General features: G+C 62.4%; 24 protein-coding genes. All 24 read right to left on the bottom strand.

Annotation, left to right across the window (positions count from 1 at the left end):
• Positions 1–106: 106 nt before the first annotated feature.
• The 24 genes from secY to fusA all read right to left on the bottom strand — a co-directional run bounded on the left by secY (position 107) and on the right by fusA (position 14,495).
• A complete protein-coding gene (gene secY, locus IM816_RS03950) occupies positions 107–1,429 on the bottom strand; it encodes a preprotein translocase subunit SecY (RefSeq protein WP_072322786.1) in 1,323 nt (440 codons plus the stop codon).
• Between the two features lie 4 nt (positions 1,430–1,433).
• Complete coding sequence (gene rplO / locus IM816_RS03945; protein WP_072322785.1) at positions 1,434–1,865, bottom strand: 50S ribosomal protein L15; 432 nt, start codon at positions 1,863–1,865, stop codon at positions 1,434–1,436.
• Between the two features lie 5 nt (positions 1,866–1,870).
• On the bottom strand, positions 1,871–2,068 hold the full coding sequence (gene rpmD / locus IM816_RS03940; protein ID WP_045831139.1) for a 50S ribosomal protein L30: 198 nt from the start codon (positions 2,066–2,068) through the stop codon (positions 1,871–1,873).
• The gene (gene rpsE / locus IM816_RS03935) at positions 2,061–2,570 is read right to left on the bottom strand and encodes a 30S ribosomal protein S5 (RefSeq protein ID WP_072322784.1); all 510 of its coding nucleotides are present in this window, start codon (positions 2,568–2,570) and stop codon (positions 2,061–2,063) included. The genes rpmD and rpsE overlap by 8 nt, the downstream gene beginning before the upstream one ends.
• 120 nt (positions 2,571–2,690) lie before the next feature.
• Positions 2,691–3,041 (bottom strand): 50S ribosomal protein L18, encoded by a 351-nt coding sequence (gene rplR, locus IM816_RS03930; RefSeq protein WP_072322783.1) that lies wholly within the window; start codon positions 3,039–3,041, stop codon positions 2,691–2,693.
• A 30-nt stretch (positions 3,042–3,071) separates the two neighbouring features.
• Positions 3,072–3,599 carry a 50S ribosomal protein L6 gene (rplF, locus tag IM816_RS03925; protein ID WP_250339857.1) on the bottom strand — a complete coding sequence of 176 codons (528 nt, stop codon included), beginning with the start codon at positions 3,597–3,599 and terminating at the stop codon, positions 3,072–3,074.
• Between the two features lie 11 nt (positions 3,600–3,610).
• Positions 3,611–4,006 (bottom strand): 30S ribosomal protein S8, encoded by a 396-nt coding sequence (rpsH, locus tag IM816_RS03920; protein WP_072322781.1) that lies wholly within the window; start codon positions 4,004–4,006, stop codon positions 3,611–3,613.
• 127 nt (positions 4,007–4,133) lie between these two features.
• Positions 4,134–4,439 carry a 30S ribosomal protein S14 gene (gene rpsN, locus IM816_RS03915; protein WP_072322780.1) on the bottom strand — a complete coding sequence of 102 codons (306 nt, stop codon included), beginning with the start codon at positions 4,437–4,439 and terminating at the stop codon, positions 4,134–4,136.
• A gap of 13 nt (positions 4,440–4,452) precedes the next feature.
• Positions 4,453–4,992 (bottom strand): 50S ribosomal protein L5, encoded by a 540-nt coding sequence (rplE, locus tag IM816_RS03910; protein ID WP_072322779.1) that lies wholly within the window; start codon positions 4,990–4,992, stop codon positions 4,453–4,455.
• A 12-nt stretch (positions 4,993–5,004) separates the two neighbouring features.
• The gene (gene rplX / locus IM816_RS03905) at positions 5,005–5,316 is read right to left on the bottom strand and encodes a 50S ribosomal protein L24 (RefSeq protein WP_090054986.1); all 312 of its coding nucleotides are present in this window, start codon (positions 5,314–5,316) and stop codon (positions 5,005–5,007) included.
• A 13-nt stretch (positions 5,317–5,329) separates the two neighbouring features.
• Positions 5,330–5,698, bottom strand: coding sequence for a 50S ribosomal protein L14 (rplN, locus tag IM816_RS03900; RefSeq protein ID WP_072322777.1), 369 nt, complete (start codon positions 5,696–5,698; stop codon positions 5,330–5,332).
• 11 nt (positions 5,699–5,709) lie between these two features.
• A complete protein-coding gene (gene rpsQ / locus IM816_RS03895) occupies positions 5,710–5,970 on the bottom strand; it encodes a 30S ribosomal protein S17 (protein WP_072322776.1) in 261 nt (86 codons plus the stop codon).
• An 11-nt stretch (positions 5,971–5,981) separates the two neighbouring features.
• The gene (rpmC, locus tag IM816_RS03890) at positions 5,982–6,167 is read right to left on the bottom strand and encodes a 50S ribosomal protein L29 (RefSeq protein ID WP_072322775.1); all 186 of its coding nucleotides are present in this window, start codon (positions 6,165–6,167) and stop codon (positions 5,982–5,984) included.
• Positions 6,167–6,580: a 50S ribosomal protein L16 gene (gene rplP, locus IM816_RS03885; protein ID WP_072322774.1), complete on the bottom strand. Its 414-nt coding sequence runs from the start codon at positions 6,578–6,580 to the stop codon at positions 6,167–6,169. Before rplP ends, rpmC begins: the two co-directional genes overlap by 1 nt.
• An 11-nt stretch (positions 6,581–6,591) precedes the next feature.
• A complete protein-coding gene (rpsC, locus tag IM816_RS03880; RefSeq protein ID WP_029213890.1) occupies positions 6,592–7,323 on the bottom strand; it encodes a 30S ribosomal protein S3 in 732 nt (243 codons plus the stop codon).
• Positions 7,324–7,338: 15 nt separating this feature from the next.
• Positions 7,339–7,674, bottom strand: a complete 336-nt coding sequence (gene rplV / locus IM816_RS03875) for a 50S ribosomal protein L22 (RefSeq protein WP_029213891.1) — start codon at positions 7,672–7,674, stop codon at positions 7,339–7,341.
• Positions 7,674–7,946, bottom strand: coding sequence for a 30S ribosomal protein S19 (gene rpsS, locus IM816_RS03870; RefSeq protein WP_029213892.1), 273 nt, complete (start codon positions 7,944–7,946; stop codon positions 7,674–7,676). Before rpsS ends, rplV begins: the two co-directional genes overlap by 1 nt.
• A 12-nt stretch (positions 7,947–7,958) precedes the next feature.
• Positions 7,959–8,780, bottom strand: coding sequence for a 50S ribosomal protein L2 (rplB, locus tag IM816_RS03865; RefSeq protein WP_072322773.1), 822 nt, complete (start codon positions 8,778–8,780; stop codon positions 7,959–7,961).
• Positions 8,781–8,798: 18 nt separating this feature from the next.
• Positions 8,799–9,092 carry a 50S ribosomal protein L23 gene (gene rplW / locus IM816_RS03860; RefSeq protein WP_046967254.1) on the bottom strand — a complete coding sequence of 98 codons (294 nt, stop codon included), beginning with the start codon at positions 9,090–9,092 and terminating at the stop codon, positions 8,799–8,801.
• The gene (rplD, locus tag IM816_RS03855; RefSeq protein ID WP_250339856.1) at positions 9,089–9,691 is read right to left on the bottom strand and encodes a 50S ribosomal protein L4; all 603 of its coding nucleotides are present in this window, start codon (positions 9,689–9,691) and stop codon (positions 9,089–9,091) included. The genes rplW and rplD overlap by 4 nt, the downstream gene beginning before the upstream one ends.
• A gap of 11 nt (positions 9,692–9,702) precedes the next feature.
• Positions 9,703–10,344 carry a 50S ribosomal protein L3 gene (gene rplC / locus IM816_RS03850; RefSeq protein WP_089978135.1) on the bottom strand — a complete coding sequence of 214 codons (642 nt, stop codon included), beginning with the start codon at positions 10,342–10,344 and terminating at the stop codon, positions 9,703–9,705.
• A gap of 20 nt (positions 10,345–10,364) precedes the next feature.
• Positions 10,365–10,676 carry a 30S ribosomal protein S10 gene (rpsJ, locus tag IM816_RS03845; protein WP_014402136.1) on the bottom strand — a complete coding sequence of 104 codons (312 nt, stop codon included), beginning with the start codon at positions 10,674–10,676 and terminating at the stop codon, positions 10,365–10,367.
• 447 nt (positions 10,677–11,123) lie between these two features.
• Positions 11,124–12,314, bottom strand: a complete 1,191-nt coding sequence (gene tuf, locus IM816_RS03840; RefSeq protein ID WP_250339853.1) for an elongation factor Tu — start codon at positions 12,312–12,314, stop codon at positions 11,124–11,126.
• A gap of 51 nt (positions 12,315–12,365) precedes the next feature.
• Positions 12,366–14,495: an elongation factor G gene (gene fusA / locus IM816_RS03835; RefSeq protein ID WP_250339855.1), complete on the bottom strand. Its 2,130-nt coding sequence runs from the start codon at positions 14,493–14,495 to the stop codon at positions 12,366–12,368.
• Between the last annotated feature and the right edge of the window lie 2 nt (positions 14,496–14,497).

The following is a 14,497-nucleotide window of genomic DNA, read 5'->3' as shown; positions in this document are numbered from 1 at the left end:
TGCGTTTCGTGCGCGGTAAACGCGCAATTCTAACCTGAATTAACCTAAACCGGAAGTCCCGGGGTCTAGCACCCCGAGACCTCCCTGTGGGGGTCTCTATCGCGTCTCAGCTACGACGGAGATTCGACTTCTTAAGCAGACTCTCGTACTGGTGGCTCACAAGATGGGCCTGGACCTGAGCCGTAAAGTCCATCACCACCACCACCACGATCAGCAGCGACGTGCCGCCGAAATAGAACGGTACGTGCCAGGCGTTCTGCATGAACGTCGGCACCAGGCAGACCAGCACGATGTAGAGCGCGCCGACACCGGTAAGCCGGGTCATGACGCCATCGATATAGTCGGCCGTGGCACGACCCGGACGAATACCCGGGATCAACGCCCCCGAACGCTTGAGGTTATCGGCCGTTTCCTGCGAATTGAACACGATCGCGGTATAGAAGAAGGCGAAACCGATCACCAGCACGGCGAACACGATGTCGTGGACCGGCTCACCCGGGCTCAGCGCCGTGGTCAACCACTGCAGCCAACGGGACTGGTGGGCAGAGCCGAACCAGGTCGCCGCGGTTGCGGGGAAGAGCAGCAGGCTGGTCGCGAAGATCGGCGGAATGACGCCCGCCATGTTGATCTTCAGCGGCAGGTGCGAGGTCTGGCGCTGGAACTGACGCTGGCTACCCTGCTTCGCATAGTTCACGGTGATGCGCCGCTGGGCGCGCTCCATGAACACCACGAAGGCGGTGACCGCGAGGATCACCACGGTAACCATCAGCAGCTTCAGGACCGACAGCTCGCCGTTGTTCGCCATGGTCAGCGTGTGCGCGATGGCACCCGGCAGACCCGCGACGATACCGGCGAAGATCAGCATCGAGATACCGTTGCCGATACCACGCTCCGTGATCTGCTCGCCCAGCCACATCAGGAACATCGTGCCGGCGGTGAGGCCGACGACCGATGCCAGGACGAAGCCGGCGCCCGGCATGTAGACCACCGGCGCACCGCCCGCTGCAACCTGCTTCTGCAGCGCAACAGCGATACCGAACGCCTGGAAAGCCGCCAGACCCACCGTGCCGAAACGCGTGTACGTGGTCATCTTGCGACGACCCGCCTCGCCTTCCTTGCGCAGCGCCATGAGCGCCGGAACGACCGAGCCCATCATCTGCACCACGATCGATGCCGAAATGTACGGCACCACACCGAGAGCGAACACCGAGAAGCGGGAAAGCGAACCACCCGAGAACATGTTGACCATGTTCAGGAGGCCGCCGCCGCCCTCGACCAGGCTCGTCATCGCCTCGGGGTTCACGCCCGGAACGGGAATGAACGAACCGAGGCGGAAGACGATCAGCGCACCAATAAGGAAAAAGATGCGCTGACGCAGTTCCGTCAGTTTGCCCAGCGAGCCGAGCGTTGTGCCCTGCGCTGCAGCCACCTGATTACTCCACGCTGCCGCCGGCGGCTTCGATAGCCGCCTTGGCGCCGGCCGTCGCAAGCACGCCCTGGAGCTTGATGGCGCGATTGATCTCGCCCTTAAGCACCACCTTGACCTTCTTGGCGCGGCTGGTCACGAGACCGGCAGCGTGCAGTGCGATGAGGTCGATCGTGTCGCCCTGGATCGCGGCCAGCTTGTAGAGCATGACCTGCTCCGTATCGGCCTTCTTCAGCGAGCGGAAGCCGACCTTCGGCAGGCGACGCTGCAGCGGCATCTGGCCGCCTTCGAAACCGACGCGGTGCGTGTTACCGGCACGAGCGTGCTGACCCTTGTGGCCGCGGCCGGCGGTCTTGCCGAGGCCGGAACCGATACCGCGAGCAACGCGGGTGCGGGTCTTGCGAGCGCCCTTGCCGGGCTTGATGTCGTTAAGACGCATGATGCTTACTCCTCGACCCGAACCAGGTAGTAGACCGTGTTGATGAGGCCACGGACCTGGGGGCTATCCTTCAGTTCGCGCACGTCGTTGAGCTTGTTAAGGCCCAGGGCCTTGACGCTCAGACGATGACGCCCCTGCACACCGCGAAGGCCTTTGACCAGGCGAACGCGGACGGTGCCAGCGGTTTCGTTGTTCTTAGCCATTGCCCAGCACCTCTTCGATCGTCTTGCCACGCTTGGCGGCGATGCGCTTCGGCGAGGCGACGGCCTGCAGACCCTTGATCGTCGCGCGGACGAGGTTGATCGGGTTGCGCGAGCCGACGGCCTTCGCGAGGACGTTCTTCACGCCGACCACTTCGAGCACGGCGCGCATGGCACCGCCGGCGATCACGCCGGTACCTTCGGAAGCGGGCTGCATGAAGACGCGAGCGGCGCCGTGGTTGGCCTTGATGGCGTACCAGAGCGTGCCGTTGTTCAGTTCAATGCTCACCATGTTGCGGCGGGCGCGCTCCATGGCCTTGGAAATGGCGACCGGCACTTCACGGGCCTTGCCATAACCAAAACCGACGCGACCTTCGCCATCGCCGACAACCGTCAGCGCGGTGAAGCTCATCTGGCGGCCACCCTTGACGGTCTTGGCCACGCGGTTGACGGCGATCAGCTTTTCAAGCATGCCGTCCGAATTTTCGCGATCTGTCGAGGACATCTCTTTTCCTGATAGCCCGGAAGAACCGGGACTTCTGTTTACGGCTCGGTCGCCGCTTGGAGTTGTAGTTACATCGGGCGGCACCGGCCCCGAAGGGCCGATGCCGTGGCCTGACGCCTCTTAGAACTTGAGGCCGGCCTCACGCGCCGCATCGGCAAGAGCCTTGATGCGACCGTGATAACGGAAACCCGAGCGATCAAACGCGACGGCTTCGATGCCGGCGGCCTTGGCGCGCTCGGCAATGACGCGACCGACCGTGGTGGCGGCTTCGACGTTCTTCTTGCTCTTGAGGCCTTCGGCCACCGACTTTTGCACGGTCGAGGCGGAAGCCACGACGGTGCCGTTCGGTGCAAAGACCTGGGCGTAGATGTGCTGACCGGTGCGATGCACGCTCAGGCGGGCGGCGCCGAGCTCACGGATGTGAGCGCGGGTCGACTTGGCGCGGCGCAGGCGGGATTCGTTCTTGTTCATCGTCTCGTCTCCAGGAAGCGGATAGGCCGATTAGGCCTTCTTGGCTTCCTTCAGGATGATCGTCTCGCCGGCGTAACGGACACCCTTGCCCTTGTAGGGCTCGGGCGCACGGAACGCGCGGATCTTCGCTGCCACCTGGCCGACGAGCTGCTTGTCGGCGCCCTTGATGAGCACTTCCGTCTGCGTCGGGACTTCGATGGTGATGCCTTCCGGCGCCTCGAAGACAACCGGGTGCGAATAACCCAGCGACAGGTTCACCGACTTGCCGGTGAGCTGCGCGCGGTAACCCACGCCGACCAGCTCCAGCTTCTTCTCGAAGCCGTTGGCGACGCCGTGGATCATGTTCGCGACGATGGCGCGGGCGGTACCGCCGAACTTGTCATCCGCGCCTTCGGCGACGACGACGTTGGCCACGCCATTTTCCTGCTGGAACGAAATGCCCGGCAGCTCATGGGTGGTCAGGGTGCCCTTCGGGCCCTTGACGGTGACGGTGCCATTGGCGATCGAGAGTTCGACGCCCTTCGGCAGGGTGATGGGCTTCTTGGCTACACGTGACATGTCGGTACTCCTTACGCCACCTGGCCGATGACTTCGCCGCCCAGACCCTTGGCACGGGCCTGCGCGTCGGTCAGGAGACCGGCGGAAGTCGAGATGATCGAGATACCCAGACCGCCGAGAACCTTCGGCAGCTCGTCCTTGCCGCGATAGACGCGGAGACCGGAACGGCTGACACGGGAGATGGTCTCGATAGCCGGACGGCCTTCGAAATACTTCAGCTTGATTTCGAGCACCGGCTTACCCGCTTCGTCAGCGGCACGGGCGTCGAGAATGTAGCCTTCGTTCTGCAGAAGCTTAGCCAGGGCCAGCTTCATCTTCGACGACGGCATACGGACAACCGACTTGCCAGAGGCCTGGCCATTACGGATGCGCGTAAACAGATCGGCGATAGGATCAGTCATGCTCATAAGAAAATCCTTGAGAGTGCACCGATATCCGAATTACCGGAAATCTTGAATTGTAAAGCCGACAATCGTCGGTCTGCATTGCGCAGACCGACGACTATAACAGCTTGCCCCGCCCTTGGCGAGTTTTTTACCAGCTAGCCTTGCGCAGGCCCGGCACGTCGCCACGCATGGTGGCTTCGCGGAGCTTGTTGCGGCCCAGGCCGAACTTGCTGTAGACGCCACGCGGGCGGCCGGTCAGGGCGCAGCGATTACGCTGACGCACCGGGCTGGCATCGCGCGGGAGCTTCTGCAGCTTGGTCTGGGCTTCCATCTTCTCGTCGTACGACGCAGAAGCGCTCAGGACGATCGCCTTCAGTTCGGCGCGCTTAGCGGCGAACTTCTTGACGAGCTTGGTGCGCTTGAGGTCGCGCTCGACCATCGAGGTCTTGGCCATGTTCTACCTGTGATCAGTTGCGGAACGGGAAGCTGAAGGCTTCCAGCAGCGCCTTGGCTTCTTCGTCGGTCTTGGCGGTGGTGGTGATGGAGATATCCATGCCACGCAGCGCGTCAACCTGATCGAAGTCGATTTCCGGGAAAATGATCTGTTCCTTGATGCCGAAGTTGTAGTTACCACGGCCATCGAAGGCACGGCCCGAGACACCACGGAAGTCGCGCGTACGCGGCAGCGAGATGTTGATCAGGCGGTCCAGGAATTCCCACATCTGGGCACGACGAAGCGTGACCTTGCAGCCGATCGGCCAACCGTCGCGGATCTTGAACGAAGCGACCGACACGCGGGCCTTCGTCGTGATCGGCTTCTGGCCGGCGATCTTGGTCATGTCGGCGACCGCGTTGTCGAGGATCTTCTTGTTACCGGCGGCTTCGCCGACGCCCATGTTGAGCGTGATCTTCGTGATGCGCGGGACTTCCATGACGTTCTGGTAACCGAAGCGCTCAGTGAGCTTCTGCATTACCGACTCTTTGTAAAACGTTTCAAGGCGGGTCATGACTTCGGTTCCTTACGCGTCGACCACTTCGCCCGAACGGAACACGCGCACCTTGCGCCCGTCCTCGAGCGTCTTGGTGCCCACGCGCTCGCCCTTGTTCGTGGCGGAGTTGAAGAGCTGGACATTGGAGATATGGATCGAGGCCTCACGCTCGACGATTCCACCCGGCTGGTTGGCCTGCGGATTCGGCTTCGTGTGACGCTTGACCAGGTTCACGTTCGAGACGACCACGCGGTCGCCATCGACGCGCAGCACGTCGCCGCGCTGGCCCTTGTTCTTGCCGGTGATGACGACGACGTTATCACCCTTGCGGATACGGTTCATGTCTGGCCTCCGCTCAGAGCACTTCGGGCGCGAGCGAGACGATCTTCATGAACTTCTCGCTGCGCAGCTCGCGGGTAACCGGCCCGAAAATACGGGTACCGATCGGCTCGAGCTTGTTGTTGAGGAGCACGGCCGCGTTACCGTCGAAACGGATCAGCGAACCGTCAGCGCGGCGCACACCCTTGGCGGTACGAACCACCACGGCGTTGTACACCTCACCCTTCTTGACCTTACCGCGGGGAATGGCGTCCTTGACCGTCACCTTGATGACATCACCGACGCTGGCATAACGGCGCTTCGAGCCGCCCAGCACCTTGATGCACATCAGTTCCTTCGCGCCGCTGTTGTCCGCCGCGGAAAGCGTGCTTTGCATCTGAATCATCGCAGCTCTCCTTAAACTTCAGCGCGCGTGACGATTTCGACCACGCGGTGGTGTTTCGTCTTCGACAGCGGGCGGCATTCCGCAATACGGACCACGTCGCCCTCGTTCGCACCGGTTTCGTCGTGCGCGTGGAGCTTCGTGGAACGGCGGATGATCTTGCCGAGCAGCGGATGCTGCACCTGACGCTCGATCAACACCGTTACCGTGTTGGCCATCTTGTTGCTGATGACGCGGCCCTCGAGGGTGCGCGCCGTCTTCGTGTTATCGCTCATGTCCGCCGTCCTTACTTCTTGCCGCCGAGCACGAACTTCGTGCGGGCGATGTCACGCCGAACGCGGCGCAGCTGGTGCGGCTGAGTGAGCTGTCCGGAGCCCTTCTGCATGCGCAGATTGAACTGCTCCTTGCGAAGGTCCAGCAGATGCTGCTTCAGCTCTTCCGCCGACTTCTCTTTGATTTCTTTGCTGGCCATTACATCACCGCCCTGGAGACGAACTGGGTCTGCACGGAGAGCTTGGCTGCCGCCAGACGGAACGCTTCGCGTGCCGTCGCCTCGTCGACACCTTCGATTTCATAAAGCATGCGGCCGGGCTGGATCAGAGCGACCCAGAACTCGACGCCACCCTTACCGGCACCCATTCGAACTTCGATGGGCTTACGGGTGATCGGCTTGTCCGGGAACACGCGGATCCAAAGCTTGCCGCCACGCTTTACGTAGCGCGTGATGCAACGACGGGCCGCTTCGATCTGACGCGCGGTCAACTGACCGTGCGTCGTCGCCTTGAGGCCGTACTCGCCAAAGCTCACGAGGTTGGAGTTGAATGCCAGGCCGTCGTTACGGCCCTTATGCATCTTGCGGTACTTGGTACGCTTCGGTTGCAACATGGCAACGCTCCTTACTTGGCAGCGCGCTCACGCTCGCGGCGGTTTTCACCACCCTCGCGGCGCGACGACTGCTGAGGCTGCTGTTCTTCCTTCGACTCGGCCGTAGCGGCCGCCAGATCGAAGATCTCGCCCTTGTAGACCCATACCTTGACACCGATGATGCCGTACTGGGTCTTGGCTTCGGCGGTGCCGTAGTCGATATCCGCACGCAGCGTGTGCAGCGGAACGCGACCTTCGCGAGCCCACTCGGAGCGCGCGATCTCGGCACCGTTCAGACGGCCGGAGACGTTGATCTTGATGCCGAGGGCACCGAGGCGCATCGCGTTACCGACCGAGCGCTTCATGGCGCGGCGGAACATGATGCGACGCTCGAGCTGCTGAGCGATCGACTCGGCGACGAGTTGGGCGTCGAGTTCCGGCTTGCGGACTTCACTGACGTTGATGTGCGTCGGGACGCCCATCATGTCGGTGACTTCCTTGCGCAGCTTCTCGATGTCCTCACCCTTCTTGCCGATCACCACGCCCGGACGGGCGGTGTGGATCGTCACGCGGGCGGTCTTGGCCGGGCGCTCGATCTGAATCTTCGAGATACCGGCGGCGGCGAGCTTCTTGCGCAGCATCTCGCGGACCTTGAGGTCGGCAGCGAGGTACTGAGCGTACTCACCCTTGTTGGCGTACCACTTCGAGTTCCAGTCCTTGGCAATGCCGAGGCGGATACCGGTGGGATGAACTTTATGACCCATCGTTTCTTACCCCAGTCAGTTGCCGACAACCACAGTGATGTGGCTGGTGCGCTTCAGGATGCGCGAGCCGCGGCCTTTGGCGCGGGCGTACATACGCTTCATCGCCGGACCTTCGTCCACGAAGATGCGGGCCACCTTCAGCTCGTCCACGTCGGCACCGAGATTGTTCTCGGCGTTGGCGACGGCGGAGAGCAGCACCTTGCGAACAAGGTGTGCGGCCTTCTTGTTGGTAAAGGCAAGCACGTCGCTCGCCCGGCCCACGGGCATGCCGCGGACCAGGTCGGCCACCAGGCGTGCCTTCTGCGCCGAGATGCGGGCGCTGCGCAGGATCGCTTTGGCTTCGGTGCTCATCACTTGCCCTTCTTGTCGCCGGCGTGGCCCTTGTACGTGCGGGTCACCGCGAACTCGCCGAGCTTGTGCCCGACCATGTTCTCGTTGATCAACACAGGCACGTGCTGGCGGCCGTTGTGGATGGCGATGGTCAGACCGACCATCTCCGGCAGGATCATCGAGCGACGCGACCAGGTCTTGATCGGACGCTTGTTGTTGGCGGAAACGGCGGCTTCCACCTTCTTTACGAGGTGCAGGTCAACGAACGGACCTTTCTTTAGAGAGCGCGGCATGATCGTTTCCTATTACTTGCGACGACGCACGATGAACTGCTGGGTGCGCTTGTTGTTGCGCGTCTTGTAACCCTTGGTCGGCGTGCCCCACGGGCTGACCGGATGACGGCCACCGGAGGTACGGCCTTCACCACCGCCGTGCGGATGGTCGACAGGGTTCATGACCACGCCGCGGACGGTCGGACGAATGCCCTTCCAACGCTTGGCGCCGGCCTTGCCGAGCTTGCGCAGGCTGTGCTCCGAGTTACCGACTTCACCGATGGTGGCGCGGCACTCGACCGGCACGCGACGCATTTCGCCGGAGCGAAGACGCAGCGTGGCGTAACCCTGCTCGCGAGCCACCAGCTGGACGGAAGCACCGGCGGAACGCGCGATCTGCGCACCCTTGCCCGGCTTCATCTCGATGCAGTGGATCGTCGAACCGACGGGGATCGAACGAAGCGGCAGGCAGTTGCCCGGCTTGATCGGCGAGTCGGAACCCGACACGAGACGGTCGCCCACCGCCACGCCCTTCGGCGCGATGATGTAGCGGCGCTCGCCGTCGGCGTAGCACAGCAGCGCGATGTGCGCAGTGCGGTTCGGATCGTATTCCAGACGCTCGACAACGGCGGCGATGCCTTCCTTGTCACGCTTGAAATCGATGATGCGGTAAGCCTGCTTGTGACCGCCGCCGCGATGACGCGTGGTGATGCGACCGTAATGGTTGCGACCGCCGGTCTTCGACTGCGATTCGGTCAGGGGCGCGTAAGGTGCGCCCTTGTGCAGACCTTCGGTCCGCACGCTGACTGCGTCGCGGCGGCCCGGGGAGGTCGGCTTGTGAGTGATCAGTGCCATCTCAATTCAACTCCTGGCTCAGGCCTTGGCCGACACGTCGATCGTGTGACCGTCGGCGAGGCGCACGTAGGCCTTACGCTTGCCCTGGCGGTTGCCAGTGCGGAAGCGGAACGACTTGACCTTGCCCTTGGTATTCACGAGGTTCACGTCCACGACCTTGACGTCGAAGAGGTGTTCCACCGCTGCACGGACATCGGCCTTGGTCGCCTCGGGCGCCACGACGAAAACGTACTGGTTGTTCTCAGCAAGGCGAGCCGACTTCTCGGAGATGTGCGGCGCGCGAAGCGTGTTGAGCGTGCGTTCGGTGCTCATGCGAGCCACTCCTCGACCTTCTTGACCGCGTCCACCGTCATGACGACGTAGTCGCTGCCGACCAGGCTGACCGGATTCAGGGCCAGCACGTCGACGACGTGGATGTACGGAATGTTGCGAGCGGACAGGTACAGCGCCTCGGTGGCGTCTTCCGACACCAGCAGTACGCGACCCTTGACTTCGAGCTCGGCGAGCTTAGCGATCATGCCCTTGGTGCTCGGGGCATCCATCGACAGTTCGGAGACGATCTTCAGGCGATCCTGACGGTTCAGCTCGGCGACGATCGAACGGATCGCGACCCGGTAAGCCTTACGGTTGACCTTCTGCTCGAAGCTGCGCGGCTTCGCTGCGAACGTCACACCACCACCGACGAAGATCGGAGCGCGGTAGTCGCCGTGACGAGCGCCGCCGCCCTTCTGCTTCTTGAACTTCTTGGTCGTACCGGACATCTGACCGCGAGACAGCTGAGCCTTCGTACCGGCACGGCCACCTGCCTGATAGGCAGTGACGACCTGGTGCACGAGGGCCTTCTTGTACTCGCCGCCGAACACTTCGTCCGACACGGTGAGCGCCTTGGCGCCAATAACGTTGAGTTCCATGGCGTCTCTCCTCAGCCCTTGGTCGTCGGACGAATCACGACGTCACCGCCCGGCGCACCCGGGACTGCGCCCTTGACTGCGATCAGGTGGCGCTCGGCATCGACCTTGACAACTTCGAGACCCTGCTGCGTGCGATTGACCGCACCCATGTGGCCCGACATCTTCTTACCCGGGAACACGCGGCCCGGCGTCTGGCGCTGACCGATCGAGCCCGGGGCGCGATGCGACAGCGAGTTACCGTGCGTGGCGTCGCCCATCTTGAAGTGGTGACGCTTGATGGTGCCCTGGAAACCCTTACCCTTCGACACACCGGCGACGTCGACCGTCTGACCGACGGTGAACACGTCGTCCGCCTTGATTTCAGTGCCGATCGCGTACTTGCCTGCGTCTTCCGCGGACACGCGGAATTCCCACAGACCACGACCCGGCTCAACCTTGGCGTTGGCGTAATGACCCTTCAGCGGAGCCGTCAGGAGCGAGGCGCGCTTCGCGCCCGTCGTGACCTGCACGGCGCTGTAGCCGTCGTTTTCTTCGGTCTTCACCTGCGTCACACGATTCGGGGTCGCTTCAATCAGCGTCACCGGAATCGAGCGGCCGTCTTCGGTGAAGAGCCGGCTCATGCCGCACTTGCGGCCAACCAGTCCGATACTCATCTTCGTATCCTTTAGTCCGCTCAACCGAGCTTGATCTGCACGTCGACGCCGGCGGCGAGATCGAGCTTCATGAGCGCGTCCACGGTCTTGTCGTTGGGGTCGACGATGTCCAGAACGCGCTTGTGGGTACGAGTCTCGTACTGGTCGCGGGCATCTTTGTCGACGTGCGGCGACACCAGAATGGTGTAGCGCTCAATCTTGGTCGGCAGCGGGATCGGGCCGAGCACCGTCGCGCCAGTGCGCTTGGCCGTCTCGACGATTTCGCTGGCCGAACGGTCGATCAGACGATGATCGAACGCCTTGAGCCGAATGCGAATCTTTTGGTTCGCCATAAAACCGTGTCCTGTTATCGAAAGAACGTTCTTGTGATTCGGAGGGGCTTCTCGCCACTCCGCACAACCCTTGTTGCTGGTACTGCAGGTGCCGCAACGGGCCGCCAGGAACGGCACAAAACCGTCCAAAACGACCCGAAAAAGTCGGGCAGACCGCAATAACGGCCTGCCCAGACAGAAAAGTATAGAATAAGCAACAGTATGGGTCAACAGAGCTTGCGCCCCGTGGCCCGTTGCTACCCTATTCGGCATCCTTGCCTGCGAACTCGAAGCACATTCCGTGCGCCTCATTTCGCGTGGTCCGAGGTCGTTTTATAGACGCTCGGGAATGTTAGCCAGCGGAGTATAGCGGGAGATTCCACGGAACGGAAGCCCCAAGAGAGCGGAACATAAAAAAAGGCGGGGGCTTTCGCCCCCGCCTTTCCATTCCCCGAAGGGAGATATTGCTTACTTGATGATCTTAGCGACCACGCCGGCGCCGACGGTGCGGCCACCTTCGCGGATGGCGAAGCGCAGACCTTCGTCCATGGCGATCGGGAAGCCCAGCGTGACGCTGATCTTCACGTTGTCACCCGGCATCACCATCTCGGTGCCTTCCGGCAGCTTGATGGAACCGGTCACGTCCGTGGTACGGAAGTAGAACTGCGGACGATAGTTGCTGAAGAACGGGGTGTGGCGACCGCCCTCGTCCTTGGAGAGGATGTACACCTCACCCTCGAACTCGGTGTGCGGCGTAACCGAACCCGGCTTGGCCAGCACCTGACCGCGCTCGACGTCTTCACGCTTCAGGCCGCGAACCAGCACGCCGACGTTGTCACCGGCCTGACCCTGATCCAGCAGCTTGCGGAACATTTCCACGCCCGTGACCGTCGTCTGCTGGGTGTCCTTCAGGCCAACCACTTCGGCCGGGTCACCCACCTTCACGATGCCGCGCTCGACACGACCGGTCAGCACCGTACCGCGACCGGAGATCGAGAACACGTCTTCGACCGGCAGCAGGAACGGCTTGTCGATGTCACGCTCCGGCTCCGGGATCCAGCTGTCGAGGGCGTCGACGAGCTTGATGATCGACGGCACGCCGATCTCCGACTGGTCGCCGTCCAGCGCCAGACGCGCCGAGCCGTGCACGATCGGGGTATCGTCGCCCGGGAACTCGTACTTCGACAGCAGCTCGCGGACTTCCATCTCGACCAGCTCAAGGAGCTCGGCGTCGTCGACCATGTCGGCCTTGTTCAGGAACACCACGATGTACGGCACGCCGACCTGACGCGAGAGCAGGATGTGCTCGCGAGTCTGCGGCATCGGGCCGTCAGCGGCCGAGCACACCAGGATCGCGCCGTCCATCTGCGCCGCACCCGTGATCATGTTCTTGACGTAGTCAGCGTGGCCCGGGCAATCGACGTGGCCGTAGTGGCGCTTCGGCGATTCGTATTCCACGTGTGCGGTCGAGATCGTGATGCCGCGCGCCTTCTCTTCCGGCGCCGCATCGATCGAACCGTAGTCCTTGAACTCGCCACCAAAACGCTCGGCGCCGATCTTCGTCAGGGCAGCCGTGAGCGTGGTCTTGCCGTGGTCGACGTGACCGATGGTGCCGACGTTGACGTGCGGCTTCTTACGTTCGAACTTACCCTTTGCCATGACTCGAAACCTCTAAAAGAACGTTATGTGTTTTTGAAGAAGAAGCCCTTATCAGGACTTCTTCATGACCTCGTCCGCGATGTTCTTCGGCGCCGGCTCGTAATGGTCGAATTCCATCGTGAACGTGGCACGACCCTGGGTCTGCGAACGCAGAGAGGTCGCGTAGCCGAACATCTCGCCCAGCGGAATCATCGCGTTGACGGTCTTGCCCGACGGCGTTTCTTCCTGACCGGTCAGCATGCCGCGACGACGGCTGATGTCGCCCATGACGTCGCCGACGTAGTCTTCCGGCGTCACGACCTCGACCTTCATGATCGGCTCGAGCAGCACCGGCTGCGCCTTCGCGAAGCCCTGCTTGAACGCCATGGAAGCGGCGAGCTTGAACGCCATTTCGGACGAGTCGACGTCGTGGTACGAACCGAACACGAGCTTGACCTTCGTGTTCACGACCGGGAAGCCAGCCAGCGGACCGGAGGTGATCGTCTCGCGCAGACCCTTCTCAACCGACGGGATGAATTCCTTCGGAATCACGCCACCGGTGATGTCGTTGATGAAGAGGAAATCGTCCTTGATCTGAGCGGCGAGCTTTTCGTCGGCACGATCGGCGTCGGTGATCGGGGAGAGCTCGATCACAACGTGACCGTACTGACCCTTACCACCCGACTGCTTGGCGTGCTTGTAGTCCGACTTGACGTCCGACGCCTGAATGGTCTCGCGGTAAGCCACCTGCGGCTTGCCGACGTTGGCTTCGACGTTGAACTCGCGCTTCATGCGATCCACCAGGATGTCCAGGTGAAGCTCGCCCATGCCCGAGATGATCGTCTGGCCAGACTCTTCGTCCGTACGGACGCGGAAGGACGGATCTTCCGCAGCCAGACGGCCGAGGGCGATACCCATCTTTTCCTGGTCCGACTTGGTCTTCGGCTCGACCGCCATCGAGATCACCGGCTCGGGGAACGACATGCGCTCGAGCGTGATGATGTGATCCTGCGCGCACAGCGTGTCACCGGTCGTGACGTCCTTCAGGCCGACCGCCGCGGCGATATCGCCAGCGCGGACTTCCTTCAGTTCGTGACGCTCGTTCGCGTGCATCTGCAGGATGCGACCGATGCGCTCCTTCTTCGACTTGACCGGGTTGTACACCTGGTCACCGGCGTTCAGCGTGCCCGAGTAGACACGGAAGAACGTCAGCGCGCCGACGAACGGGTCGGTCATGATCTTGAACGCGAGCGCAGAGAACGGCGCGTCGTCCTTGGCGGGACGCGTATCCGGCTGCTCGTCTTCGTTGATGCCCTCGACGGGCGGACGATCGACCGGCGACGGAAGCAGGTTGACGACCGCGTCGAGCATCGCCTGGACGCCCTTGTTCTTGAACGCCGTACCGCAGAAGACCGGGATGATCTCGCTCTTCAGCGTACGCAGACGCAGACCTTCGATGATCTCGGCTTCGGTCAGCTCTTCGCCGCCGAGGTACTTGTCCATCATCTCTTCCGTGGCTTCCGCCGCGGCTTCGATCATGGCCGTACGATCTTCTTCGGCCTTGGCCTGGAGTTCCGCCGGGATGTCGACGTATTCGAACTTCATGCCCTGGGACTCCATGTCCCACTTGATGGCCTTCATCTTGAGGAGATCGACGACGCCTTCGAAGTTGTCTTCGGCGCCGATCGGCACCTGCATCGGCACCGGGTTGGCGGCCAGACGCGACTTCAGCTGCTCGACGACCTTGTAGAAGTTCGCACCCGTGCGGTCCATCTTGTTGACGAACGCAAGGCGCGGAACCTTGTACCGGTTGGCCTGACGCCACACGGTTTCCGACTGCGGCTGCACGCCACCCACGGCGCAGAGCACGAACACCGCACCGTCGAGCACGCGAAGCGAACGCTCCACTTCGATGGTGAAGTCGACGTGTCCCGGGGTGTCGATGATGTTGAAGCGGTGCTCGGGCAGCGAACGATCCATACCCTTCCAGAACGCCGTGGTGGCGGCGGAAGTGATGGTGATGCCGCGCTCCTGCTCCTGCTCCATCCAGTCCATCGTCGCCGCACCGTCATGCACCTCGCCAATCTTATGACTGACACCGGTGTAGAACAGGATGCGCTCCGTGGTCGTGGTCTTGCCGGCATCGATGTGAGCCATGATGCCGAAGTTGCGGTAGCGCTCGATGGGAGTGGTGCGTGCCACGG

Origin of the sequence: Luteibacter flocculans (assembly GCF_023612255.1) — a bacterium.
Taxonomy (GTDB): Bacteria; Pseudomonadota; Gammaproteobacteria; order Xanthomonadales; family Rhodanobacteraceae; genus Luteibacter; species Luteibacter flocculans.
The sequence above is the reverse complement of the archived record's forward strand: the minus strand, read 5'-3'. Positions and strand labels throughout refer to the sequence as shown.

Excerpts from the sequence above, each read along its gene's own strand:
- rplO (WP_072322785.1), bottom strand. The coding sequence starts at position 1,865 with ATGCGTCTTAACGACATCAAGCCCGGCAAGGGCGCTCGCAAGACCCGC.
- rpmD (WP_045831139.1), bottom strand. The coding sequence starts at position 2,068 with ATGGCTAAGAACAACGAAACCGCTGGCACCGTCCGCGTTCGCCTGGTC.
- rpsE (WP_072322784.1), bottom strand. The coding sequence starts at position 2,570 with ATGTCCTCGACAGATCGCGAAAATTCGGACGGCATGCTTGAAAAGCTG.
- rplR (WP_072322783.1), bottom strand. The coding sequence starts at position 3,041 with ATGAACAAGAACGAATCCCGCCTGCGCCGCGCCAAGTCGACCCGCGCT.
- rplF (WP_250339857.1), bottom strand. The coding sequence starts at position 3,599 with ATGTCACGTGTAGCCAAGAAGCCCATCACCCTGCCGAAGGGCGTCGAA.
- rpsH (WP_072322781.1), bottom strand. The coding sequence starts at position 4,006 with ATGAGCATGACTGATCCTATCGCCGATCTGTTTACGCGCATCCGTAAT.
- rpsN (WP_072322780.1), bottom strand. The coding sequence starts at position 4,439 with ATGGCCAAGACCTCGATGGTCGAGCGCGACCTCAAGCGCACCAAGCTC.
- rplE (WP_072322779.1), bottom strand. The coding sequence starts at position 4,992 with ATGACCCGCCTTGAAACGTTTTACAAAGAGTCGGTAATGCAGAAGCTC.
- rplX (WP_090054986.1), bottom strand. The coding sequence starts at position 5,316 with ATGAACCGTATCCGCAAGGGTGATAACGTCGTCGTCATCACCGGCAAG.
- rplN (WP_072322777.1), bottom strand. The coding sequence starts at position 5,698 with ATGATTCAGATGCAAAGCACGCTTTCCGCGGCGGACAACAGCGGCGCG.
- rpsQ (WP_072322776.1), bottom strand. The coding sequence starts at position 5,970 with ATGAGCGATAACACGAAGACGGCGCGCACCCTCGAGGGCCGCGTCATC.
- rpmC (WP_072322775.1), bottom strand. The coding sequence starts at position 6,167 with ATGGCCAGCAAAGAAATCAAAGAGAAGTCGGCGGAAGAGCTGAAGCAG.
- rplP (WP_072322774.1), bottom strand. The coding sequence starts at position 6,580 with ATGTTGCAACCGAAGCGTACCAAGTACCGCAAGATGCATAAGGGCCGT.
- rpsC (WP_029213890.1), bottom strand. The coding sequence starts at position 7,323 with ATGGGTCATAAAGTTCATCCCACCGGTATCCGCCTCGGCATTGCCAAG.
- rplV (WP_029213891.1), bottom strand. The coding sequence starts at position 7,674 with ATGAGCACCGAAGCCAAAGCGATCCTGCGCAGCGCCCGCATCTCGGCG.
- rpsS (WP_029213892.1), bottom strand. The coding sequence starts at position 7,946 with ATGCCGCGCTCTCTAAAGAAAGGTCCGTTCGTTGACCTGCACCTCGTA.
- rplB (WP_072322773.1), bottom strand. The coding sequence starts at position 8,780 with ATGGCACTGATCACTCACAAGCCGACCTCCCCGGGCCGCCGCGACGCA.
- rplW (WP_046967254.1), bottom strand. The coding sequence starts at position 9,092 with ATGAGCACCGAACGCACGCTCAACACGCTTCGCGCGCCGCACATCTCC.
- rplD (WP_250339856.1), bottom strand. The coding sequence starts at position 9,691 with ATGGAACTCAACGTTATTGGCGCCAAGGCGCTCACCGTGTCGGACGAA.
- rplC (WP_089978135.1), bottom strand. The coding sequence starts at position 10,344 with ATGAGTATCGGACTGGTTGGCCGCAAGTGCGGCATGAGCCGGCTCTTC.
- rpsJ (WP_014402136.1), bottom strand. The coding sequence starts at position 10,676 with ATGGCGAACCAAAAGATTCGCATTCGGCTCAAGGCGTTCGATCATCGT.
- tuf (WP_250339853.1), bottom strand. The coding sequence starts at position 12,314 with ATGGCAAAGGGTAAGTTCGAACGTAAGAAGCCGCACGTCAACGTCGGC.